The organism is Novosphingobium kalidii, assembly GCF_040534015.1.
Classification (GTDB): Bacteria; Pseudomonadota; Alphaproteobacteria; order Sphingomonadales; family Sphingomonadaceae; genus Novosphingobium; species Novosphingobium kalidii.
Genome location: NZ_JBEWLY010000023.1, coordinates 216,508 through 226,971 on the forward strand (window position 1 = coordinate 216,508; position 10,464 = coordinate 226,971).

The following is a 10,464-nucleotide window of genomic DNA, read 5'->3' on the forward strand; positions in this document are numbered from 1 at the left end:
CCTCGTGATACTGGCCTGATCAGGCAATGGCTTTGTTCGCCTTTAGGCGCTCGATGTCATCCCATTCAAGGCCGAGTTCCAGCAGGATCATCTCGGTATGCTCGGAGGGTTGCGGCGCGCGAGGCGTGGTGAAAGGCTGATGGTCGAACTGAACGGGGCTGCGGACGATCCGCATGGGCGCAGAGCCGTCGATCGGCGCGACCTCGATGAAGGCGTCGTTGGCATTCGCCTGCGGGTCGTCGCCGAGATCAAGCAGGCTCTGCACGGCGGCCCACTGCCCCTTCATCGTCTTGAGGTGCTCGCGCCAGTAGCCAAACGGCCGTGTGGCGAAGGCGGCGGCAATGATCTCGCTTGCAGCAACGCTGTTTTCCATCAGTGCACGCGCATCGCTGAAGCGCGGATCGTCGGCGGCTTCCGGCACGCCCAGGTGGGTGAAGGTGTCGCGGATGTACGGACCGGGCACCATGATGAAGAGGCTGATGACGCGCTGGTCCGCGGTCCGGAAGTGCCCCAGGAACGGGTTCACCATTGCGCCGCCGGGCGAGGGGGTGCTGACGCGGGCCATCTTGCCGGTGTGGAGATAGGGCGGGATCACCAGCCCGGCCATCCACATTGCGCTGTTGAGCAGTGAGACATCCACTTCGCTCGTTTCGCCGGTGCGTTCCCGGTGCAGCAGCGCTGCGGCGATGCCACCCGCCAAGTGCATGGCGCTTTGCGAATCGCCCATGCCGCCGATGCCCATCGTCAGCGGCACTTCGAACTCCTGCGGAGTGAGTGCGTGCGCAACGCCGGAGTGTATCCAGAAGGCGGTCGCGTCGAAGCCGCCGCGATCGCGATCCGGCCCTTTGTCTCCAAAGCCGGAACCGCGTGCATAGACAATGTCGACGTTAACAGCACGGATATGCTCGACATCGATCTGCAACTTCTGGCGCACTGAGGGCAAGTAATTGGTGATGAAGACGTCGGCGGTCTTTGCTAGCTCATAGACGAGATCGCGGCCTTCCGGCGTGGCGATGTCGATACCGATCGAGCGTTTGCCGCGGTTCGGATGCTCGATCATCGGGTTGGCTACAGGATCGAGATGGACACCCGCGATCGTGAGCATGCCCCGTTGCGCATCGCCGCGGACGGGATGCTCAACCTTGATGACGTCTGCACCCCACTCCGCCAGCACGCCGCCCGCAGCAGGGACGAAGACGAATTGGGCCACTTCCAGGACCCTGACGCCTTTCATCACCTGCTTCATGCAAAAGGAACCCCCGCGCCTCGCGTCGTCAGGCGATGGCGCCCTTGGCTTTCAGCTCTTCGATGCGGTCCCAATCGACGCCCATTTCCATGAGCACGATCTCCGTGTGCTCAGAGGCTTGAGGCGCGCGAGTGGTTTCAAGCTTCTCGCCATTGAACTGAACAGGTCCGCGGACGAGCTTGAGCGGTTCGCCGCCGTCGGCACCTTCGACTTCAATGATCATGTCATTGGTGATGGCCTGCTCGTCTGTCAGCAGGTCGCGGAATGTCTGCACCGGCGCCCACTGTCCGCTGTAGCTCTTCAGGTGCTTGCGCCAGTATTCGAAGGGCTGCTTGGCGAACGCTTCGACCATAAGAGCGCTCGCCGCCTCGGCGTTGTCAAACAAGGCGCGTGGTTCGGAAAAGCGAGGGTCTTCCGCCGCTTCCGGGATGCCGAGGTGCTCGAAGAGGCTGCGGATATGACCGGTCGGGCTGATCGTGCACAGATTGATCGTGCCCCCGTCGGAGCAGCGGTAGTTGCCCATGAAGGGATTCACCGGCGAACCGCCCGACTTCGGCATCGAATTACCCGTGAGAGCTCCGGTCTCCATCACTTGCGAGATCAGCGCGCCCGAAGCCCACCATGCGGTGCTCATCAGCGATACGTCGATTTCAAGGGCCTCACCGGTTTTCTCGCGGTGGAACAGGGCAGCAGAGATGCCCCCTGCGATAAACATGCCGCCGATGGAATCACCGAAGGCAGGAATGCCTTGGGAAAGTGGGCCTTCAAGCTCATCGGGAGTCATCGCTTTGGCAATACCGCTGCGCGCCCAAAATACGGTGCCGTCGAACCCGCCAACTTCGCGCTCGGGGCCCTTGTTGCCCATAGCCGAGCCGCGGGCGTAGATGATGTTCGGGTTGACGGCGCGGATGTGCTCGACATCAAACTTGTTTTTCTGGCGCACCTGCGGGAGAAAGTTCGTCAGGAACACGTCGCACTGCTTGGCAAGCTCATACAGCAACTCCTGCCCCTCGGCCGTGCCTAGGTCGATACCGACGCTGCGTTTGCCGCGGTTGGGATGCTCCATGAGCGTGTGCCGGAGCGGGTCGAGCTTGACTCCACCCATGTTGAGGAAGCCGCGCTGCGTATCGCCGCGCACCGGATGCTCGATCTTGATGACGTCCGCGCCCCAGTCGGCGAGGACTGCTCCGGCTGCGGGAGTGAACGTGAATTGGGCAACTTCCAGCACCCGCACGCCCTGCATCACCTTAGTCGCCATAGTCCTGCTCATCCCTACTGATTCTTGGCCGAGCTAGCGCTGCAGGCCGTTCGAGCCGGTTTGCTCGCATTCCGTGAGCGGATCAACCGCACAGCCCATCGTGTCGACGATGATCTGCTTTGTGGGGGTAGCGGGCAAAAGGCTGGTGTGCGGTCGCGAAGGGAGCCGCGCCAAGGACCGCCGCGTTCTCAAGCGGTTGAGGAAACCTATCTCGCACTTGCAGCATTTGCAATTGACTTGCGCGGCTTGCATCCCTAACCTAGGTTAGCAAGGAAAACAAACCACCCTAGTTCGGGGCATCGCCCCGGTCGCTACGCCGGAGTAAACACCATGAACAAGTTCTTCGCTCTCGCCGCTGTCGCCACCGTTGCGACTGTCTCTGTTCCCGCCGCTTTCGCTGAGACCTCGCAGTCCGTTCGCGAAGTGACCGAGGAAGCTTCGGTTCACCTTAACGCCGGCATGATGCTCTACAGCAGCGCTGGCTACCGCGTCGCGCCGATCTACCGTATCAGCGCCGAAGGCAACCCGCAGGTCATCCTCAATGGTCGTCTGGTAACTGTACCTGCTTCGACCATCAGCGAAATGGGTGGCAAGGTCACCACGTCGCTCACCAAGAAGGAAATCGCTTTGGCCAAGTAATTGGGCGAACGGTCCTGAAAAGAACGAAGGGCGGCACGCAAGTGCCGCCCTTTCTTTTGCTTCGCGCGATGTGGAGCGCTCCCAGATTCGTAGAGGCCGCGTGGTCGGTCAGCCTCGACTGACGTTATCGTAGATGCGGTCGAGGTAGTTGCCTAGCGCAGCGAGATCCTCGTCCGAGAATCCCTTGAACATGCGCTGCTCGCTTGCACGAGCAATCGACGCCAGCTTCTCCAGCAACGGTTCGGCCGCAGGCGTAAGATAAACGGCTCGTGCCCGGCGGTCGTCCGCCCGATCACGGCGCTCAAGCAGTCCTTCGGCGCATAGTCGGTCGATCAAGCGACCAGCGCTGGCTTCCGACATTTCGAGCGCTTCTGCGATCGTGCGTTGAGTCGCGCCTGGTGCGCGAGACACGACCGCGATCATCGCCCACTGCGAGCGGGTGACGTTCAGGCTGACCACTTCGCGATCGAAGTTGTTCCGCAGCAGTCTCGCCAGCACCGTAAAACGCAATCCTATGTGTCGGCGCGTTTCCGACGGCGGTACCGTGCAGGACGACGGGGCTAAAGCCTGCTCTTCCGCCGTACCCACGTCTGTCTGCGTTCGTTCCTCCGTCAACATCATACTCGCTCGATGATGACCGCGGGCGCCATGCCGCCTGCGGCGCACATTGTGATCAGGGCGTAGCGTCCGCCGGTCCGTTCCAACTCGTCGAGAGCGGTCCCAATGAGGATTGCGCCCGTGGCGCCGATGGGGTGGCCGAGCGCGATCGCGCCGCCGTTCGGGTTTACTTTCGCGCGGTCAAGATCAAGGTCGCGAATGAACTTCTCGACGACGACGGCGAAAGCCTCGTTGATTTCGAAGACATCAATGTCGTCTTTGCTCAGCCCTGCTTTTTCAAGCACCTTCCGCGCGGCCGGAACCGGGGCATTCAGCATCAGGGTCGGGTCATCGCCGACGTTGGCGGTGGCGACGATGCGCGCCCTGGGCTTAAGGCCGTGCTTTTCGGCGTAATCCTTCGATGCCAGCAGAATGGCTGCGGCCCCATCGACCACCCCCGACGAAATCCCTGCGTGATGGATGGGCTTGAAATCCAGGTCAGGGTACTTCTTCTTGACGAGTTCGGCGTAGGTCGGGCCGTCCTTCTCGCTTGGCATGTTGTAAAACATCTCGAAAGCCGGCTTGAGCTGCGCGAGGCTTTCCTTGGTGGTCTCGGGCCGCGGGTACTCCTCGCGGTCAAGGAGGACGGTACCATCGTCGTCTTTCACTGCAATCGTGGATTTCGCGAAGCGTCCCTCCTGGAGTGCGACCGCAGCCCGGCGTTGGCTCTCCGCCCCAAGCTCTTCCAGGTCCTCGCGCGTGATTCCCTCCAAGGCAGCGATTGCATCGGCTGCAACGCCTTGGTTAGTCTGCGGATGCTTGGCCTGAAGCCGTGGATTGCCGACCCCCATGCCACCCGAGCTCAGCCCGGCCTCGCGCAGCTTCATGCCGAAGTGATTGACGTAGGAGAGCTGTTCCGAGCCTCCGGCAACAACCAGGTCCTCCATGCCGGACATGATCTGGGCAGCCGCCAGATTGGTCGCGGTCAGACCCGAGCCGCAGAAGCGGTTCAAGCTCACGCCACTTGCGCGGACGTCATAGCCAGCGTCGAGCGCTGCCATGCGACCGATATCGCCGCCTTGCAGGCCTATGGTGCCGGACGTGCCCCATATGACATCGTCCACTTCCGCCGTGTTCAGATTGTTCCGATCTTTGAGCGCGACCAGCACGGTTGCCGCGAGGTGTTCAGGGTGCATTTGCGAGAGCGCACCCTTGCCCATCTTGCCAATACCTCGGGGCGTGCGGACGGCATCGATGATATAGGCATCAGCCACGGCGGATCTCCTGCGATGATCTGTTTGAACACGGCCATGCGGGCCGGGCAGTGAAAATGCAATCCGACAGGGCATCGCTGTCGCGATTGCTTTCAAGGGTTAGTATCTATGGCAACGCCTTGGCGTCGGCCAGCTTTTTCTAGGCGGGCGCCTAGGCCCGAGCTTGACGGGGGCACCTATCCCGTGAAGACGGAAAATCATTCCACCGAGGAGGGTTTGCAGGCATGGCAGCGGGAGAGCAAGTGGCATCCGGCGGCGCATTCGCCCCTCTGCGTGAACGGGTATTCCGGCAAATCTGGATCGCCAGCCTGCTCTCGAACTTCGGGCAATTGTTCCTGGGGGTCGGCGCGGCTTGGGAGATGACCCGGCTGAGCGACTCGCCCACGATGGTGGCGCTGGTGCAGACGGCGCTGATGATCCCGCTCATGTTCGTGACGCTTCCCGCAGGCGCGATCGCCGACATGTTCGATCGCCGCAAGATCGCCATGTCCGGTCTGGGCTTCTCCTCGGTTGCAGCGGCTGTGCTGACGGCCGTTTCCTTCCTCGGCCTTACTACCCCGTGGGTACTGCTTGTGTTCTGCTCGCTGATCGGAGCAGGCGTCGCTCTGTATTCGCCGTCGTGGCAAGCTTCCATTCCCGAGCAGGTCTCGCGTGAGAACCTTCCAGCGGCGGTGGCGCTGGGAACCATCAGCTACAACGTTGCTCGCAGCTTCGGACCCGCGCTTGGTGGCGTAATCGTACTCGCAGCGGGTGCAAAGGCAGTCTTCGGTCTCACCTCGCTGCTCTATTTGCCGCTGTTGTTCGCGTTCTTCTTGTGGAGAAGGCGTCACACGCCGTCTCGGCTCCCTCCCGAGCGGATCGATCGGGCGATGATCGGCGGGGCGCGTTACGCCTTGCATTCGCCCGGCATCCGCACAGCGTTGACCCGAATTCTCATCTTCGGGCTGACCACAGCCACGGCGGTTGCGCTGGCGCCGCTTGTTGCAAAAAACATGCTGCAAGGCGATGCCGCCATTTTCGGCATTCTGCTAGGCTCACAGGGCGTTGGCGCAGTATTGGGCGCATTGTTTGTCTCGGACATCAAGCGGCGCATCTCGACCGAAGGGGCGGTCCGGATTTTCGCCGTGGGCAGCGGTGCTGCGCTCGTCATGATCGGATTGAGCCACAACCTCTTTCTCACTTGCGCGGCCTTCTTCGTGATCGGCGCCTGCAACATTCTCACGGTGGCGATCCTGAACGTGAGTGTGCAGTTGTCGGCCCCACGCTGGGTCGCCGCTCGGGCGCTTTCATTGTACTCGTCGGCGATCACCATGGGCATTGGTGTCGGAGCCTGGGCTTGGGGTGAGTTCGCCGGTGCTTTCGACGTGTCAACGGCGTTCGTCGCCTCAGGGATCGCAACGGCTGCCACCGCCCTGGTCGGCTTTCTCCTGCCGCTCATCAGCGACGATGGAGACACCTCGATTGTCGAGATCGGTTATGAGCCCGAAGCTGCACTAGGGCTGACGCTGCGCTCCGGCCCCATCGTCATCGAAGTCGAGTATGACGTGGATCCGGATCGTGCTCGCGAATTCTATGCGACGATGATGAAGCTGCAGCGCGTGCGCAAACGCATTGGCGGCTTCGACTGGACGATCGCCCGAGATGTTGAGAATCCCGCGCTTTGGACGGAGCGCTACTACTGCCCCACCTGGGGCGATTACCTGCGTATGCGGGATCGGTACAGCCAGGCCGACTTCCAGATCCAGGCTGAGGCGGACAGTTTCAACCGCAGGAGTAGCGGGCGCCGCGTGACTCGCCGGCTGGAGCGGCCATTCGGCTCTGTACGCTGGAAAGCCGAGTCTTACGATCCGCGGCAAGAGACCATCGGTTATCTGGGGCCATAGGGTCCTTCGGCATACCGGCGGATCGGGGAGTGCGTGGCTAGACTGCACACATTGCAGACGGATTTGACAGCTGTACAGAAAACTGCTGAATATAGCCTTCAGAGGCAATAAAAAAACAGTGAGCAGGGGAGGACAGCATGGAATCGAAGCGACTTCGCACGTCCGTATCGTTCGGGGCAATCGTCGGATCGGCTGTTTTGGCCGCCAGCCCAGCACAAGCGCAGAGCGATATCGCAGCGGCGGATAACGACGTTATCATCGTCACGGCGCAAAGGCGCGCAGAGGCACAAGTTGACGTGCCGATCTCTATCACCAGCCTTAGTGCGGAAGCGCTGACAACCGCCAACGTCCAGAATCTGGCCGATGTGGGCAAAATCACGCCAGCTTTGCGGTTCGATTTTGCGGGTGGCTTTTTCCAGCCCACAATTCGTGGCATCGGCACGGCGGTGACTACCTCGGGTGGCGGTGGAAACGTCGGGATCTACGTCGACGGCTTCTATTCGCCCAACCCGCTTGCTGCAGACTTCGACCTGATTAGCGTCGAGGGAATTCAGGTGCTGAAGGGGCCACAAGGAACCCTGTTCGGCCGGAACACCACCGGCGGTGCCATTCTGGTCACCACTCGCGAGCCGAGCACCGTTGCTGACAGCTTTGAAGGCCGGATCCGCTATGGCCGCTTCAACGAGGCGCGGGCGGAAGGCATCGCCAACATTGTCGTATCGGATCGTGTCGCGATCAGCGTGGAAGGGCTCTATGCTCGTGGTGACGGCTGGCAGCGCGACATCAGCAATGGCAATCGCCGTGTGGGTGAGTTCGAGAACTGGTCGGGCCGGGTCAGCCTCAAGGGCGAACTGACCGACGATGTCACGGTGCTGCTGCGCTACAAGCACAGCAGTGTCGATGATCCGACGCCGCTTTTGGCCGCGACTTATCAAGGCGGTGACATTGGCCTCGGCGCCCCCTTCGGTGGCGCCCTGGGCCCATTTACGACTGCCAAGAACCGCATAGCGTCCGGATCAGTCGCGGAGTTCTTCCGTTCGAATTCGGACGTACTGCAGGCCACGGTGACGGCCGATCTTGGTTTCGCGGAGTTGACGTCCTACTCGCAGTACAGGAACGAGAAGGTCAACGCGTCTCAGGATCTCGATTATTCCGGCGCCGACATCTTCCAACTCGGCTTGCCGAACAATAACGAGACCTGGAGCCAGGAGTTCTTGCTGTCCTCTAGGGCCGGAACACGACTGCAGTGGACCGCAGGCCTCTTCTATTTTGAAAACACTGACCAGTACCTTACTTTCCTCGACAATGCCGGTAGTGGCCCGAACGAGCGTATTCGTTTTGGCGGGTCGGCGAACACGGTGAAGAGCTACGCAGCTTTCGCCGACGCGACTTACGAAGTCACACCGCAGCTGTTTGTGACCGCAGGTCTACGATATGCTTATGACAAGGTGAGCGATCCTTACTGGAACACACGCTTCCTTCAGCCACTCACGTTTACGCTGCCGGACGGAACGGTCTGCAGCTCGACCAACGGCCGTGTGTATGTGCGTGAGTGCGATCCTGATGCCGTGGACTTCACGAACGATAGCCGTCTCACGCCGCGCCTCGTGGTTCGCTACAAGCCTGATAGCCGTTCCAGCATCTACGCTTCGTTTACCCGCGGCTACAAGGCTGCAGTTCTTGACGTGGGCGGCTCTTGCCAGAATCCGCCGTATGTCTGCACTCGGGTGAGGCCTGAGAGCGTCGACGCTTATGAGGTCGGCTTCAAGTATGAGACACGCGGCCTCTCGTTCGAAGGCGCTGGCTTCTACTACGATTACCAGGACCTGCAGGTTTCGATCTTTGAATCCGGAACCGCTCGAATCGTGAACGCCGCTCAGTCGGAGATTTATGGACTCGAAGGTTCGGCGCGGTATCGGCCGGTCGAAGGTCTCGACCTTTCGGCTGGCGCGTCGTGGGTGCACGCGCGCTACAAGAACTTCAACAACGCGCCGATCTACACCCCGGTTGGAGGTCAGTTCCCGGTCATCGGACAGGATCTCGACAACGTGACGATGCAGCGTACGCCGGAATTCACCGGCTTCGTGGCGGCGCGCTATGCGGTTGATCTTGGCGGCGGCGAACTGGCGCTGTCGGGCAATCTGTCCTATTCGTCGAGCTTCTTCTTCGGCCCATCGGGCATCCAGTTCCGTCAGGGCGGCTACGAGACGATGTCGCTGCGGGCACAATGGACTGCGCCCAGCGAGCGGTGGTACCTCGCCGCTTACGGCGACAACGTGACCAACAGCCGCTACCTCACGCAGGTGCAGTATTCCAATTTCGGCATCGGCGCGAACTGGAGCAAGCCAATCACCTTCGGTGCCGAAGTGGGCGTGAAGTTTTAACCGGGAGCGGCGTTACCAAGCGGGTATTGCCCGCTCCGCCGCACACCCCTTATGACGATCCTGAGGCGCCGGGGGCATGGTCCTCCGGCGCCTTCTTTATACGTACAATGAGGGAGAGACACGATGTCGCAGCGGCGCAAGCACCGGGTAATCCAATGGGCGACAGGGAATATCGGCAGCCGAGCGCTGCGGGCTGTCATCGAGCATCCAGACATGGAGCTGGTTGGACTCTACGTGAGTTCCGACGCAAAGGCCGGCAAAGACGCGGGTGATCTGTGCGGGATCGGTCCTATTGGTCTCAAAGCCACCAACTCTGCTCAGGACCTGATCGCGCTCGACGCGGATTGCGTACTCTATATGCGGCAGGGGATCGATTGGGACGAAGTCTGCAATCTCCTCGCCTCCGGGAAGAACATCGTCACCACGCGGGGCGAATTCCACTATCCCGCGATGATGGATCCCGCGAACCGCGCACGGGTGGAGGAAGCCTGCCAGGCGGGGAACAGCTCGATCTACAGCACCGGTTCGAGCCCCGGTTTCATCACCGAAGCGTTTGTAGTCCCTTTGCTCTCGATTGCCCGGCGGCACGATTTGCTTACGATTGAGGAGTATGCGGATTGCTCAAGCCGCAACTCCCCGGACATGTTGTTCCGGATCATGGGTTTCGGCCAGCCCATGGCGCCTTTCGACCAGCACAGGGCTGAGCACTTGAAGGGTGATTTCGGCAGCTCGCTGTCGCAGCTTGGTGAGGCGATCGGATTGCCGATCGACGAAATCGATGCGCTGGGCGAGCTTTCGGCTGCGAGGAACACGCTGGAGATTCCGGCAGGGACCATCGAAGCGGGCACGGTCGGCGCCATGCGCACGACGATCACGTGCAAGCACAAGGGCCGGGACGTTATTCGCTTCCGGGCGAACTGGTACGTCACCACCGACATCGAAGATGACTGGAACTTGCGCGACTCTGGATGGCGTGTTCGCACCGAGGGCGACACGCCTTTGCTGGTCGACGTGCATTTCCCTGTGCCGGAGGAAGACTATGCCGCCTTTACCCCGGGGCTGACTGCGCATCGTCCGGTGAATGCAGTTGCGGTGGTGTGCGCAGCGCCTCCCGGCATTCGGACAACATCAGATTTGCCACAGATAATCCCGACCTTCTCGTAAGAAGCGGCAGGGGGCGCTA

General features: G+C 61.2%; 8 protein-coding genes. 4 read left to right on the forward strand and 4 right to left on the reverse strand.

What is annotated here, in order from left to right; genetic code table 11:
* Positions 1 to 19: 19 nt before the first annotated feature.
* The gene (locus tag ABVV53_RS14885) at positions 20 to 1,246 is read right to left on the reverse strand and encodes a CaiB/BaiF CoA transferase family protein (RefSeq protein WP_353985217.1); all 1,227 of its coding nucleotides are present in this window, start codon (positions 1,244 to 1,246) and stop codon (positions 20 to 22) included.
* A 28-nt stretch (positions 1,247 to 1,274) separates the two neighbouring features.
* Complete coding sequence (locus ABVV53_RS14890; RefSeq protein ID WP_353985218.1) at positions 1,275 to 2,504, reverse strand: CaiB/BaiF CoA transferase family protein; 1,230 nt, start codon at positions 2,502 to 2,504, stop codon at positions 1,275 to 1,277.
* Positions 2,505 to 2,834: 330 nt separating this feature from the next.
* On the opposite strand from ABVV53_RS14890, the gene ABVV53_RS14895 reads away from it, so the two are divergent.
* Positions 2,835 to 3,143: a hypothetical protein gene (locus ABVV53_RS14895; RefSeq protein ID WP_353985219.1), complete on the forward strand. Its 309-nt coding sequence runs from the start codon at positions 2,835 to 2,837 to the stop codon at positions 3,141 to 3,143.
* A 108-nt stretch (positions 3,144 to 3,251) separates the two neighbouring features.
* Here ABVV53_RS14895 and ABVV53_RS14900 read toward each other — a convergent pair whose 3' ends face one another.
* Positions 3,252 to 3,641: a MarR family winged helix-turn-helix transcriptional regulator gene (locus ABVV53_RS14900; protein ID WP_353985220.1), complete on the reverse strand. Its 390-nt coding sequence runs from the start codon at positions 3,639 to 3,641 to the stop codon at positions 3,252 to 3,254.
* A gap of 119 nt (positions 3,642 to 3,760) precedes the next feature.
* A complete protein-coding gene (locus tag ABVV53_RS14905; RefSeq protein WP_353985221.1) occupies positions 3,761 to 5,014 on the reverse strand; it encodes an acetyl-CoA C-acetyltransferase in 1,254 nt (417 codons plus the stop codon).
* A gap of 224 nt (positions 5,015 to 5,238) precedes the next feature.
* On the opposite strand from ABVV53_RS14905, the gene ABVV53_RS14910 reads away from it, so the two are divergent.
* The 3 genes from ABVV53_RS14910 to ABVV53_RS14920 all read left to right on the forward strand — a co-directional run bounded on the left by ABVV53_RS14910 (position 5,239) and on the right by ABVV53_RS14920 (position 10,445).
* The gene (locus tag ABVV53_RS14910; protein WP_353985222.1) at positions 5,239 to 6,897 is read left to right on the forward strand and encodes an MFS transporter; all 1,659 of its coding nucleotides are present in this window, start codon (positions 5,239 to 5,241) and stop codon (positions 6,895 to 6,897) included.
* Positions 6,898 to 7,034: 137 nt separating this feature from the next.
* On the forward strand, positions 7,035 to 9,281 hold the full coding sequence (locus ABVV53_RS14915; protein ID WP_353985223.1) for a TonB-dependent receptor: 2,247 nt from the start codon (positions 7,035 to 7,037) through the stop codon (positions 9,279 to 9,281).
* Between the two features lie 123 nt (positions 9,282 to 9,404).
* Positions 9,405 to 10,445, forward strand: coding sequence for an NAD(P)H-dependent amine dehydrogenase family protein (locus ABVV53_RS14920; RefSeq protein ID WP_353985225.1), 1,041 nt, complete (start codon positions 9,405 to 9,407; stop codon positions 10,443 to 10,445).
* Positions 10,446 to 10,464: the final 19 nt, after the last annotated feature.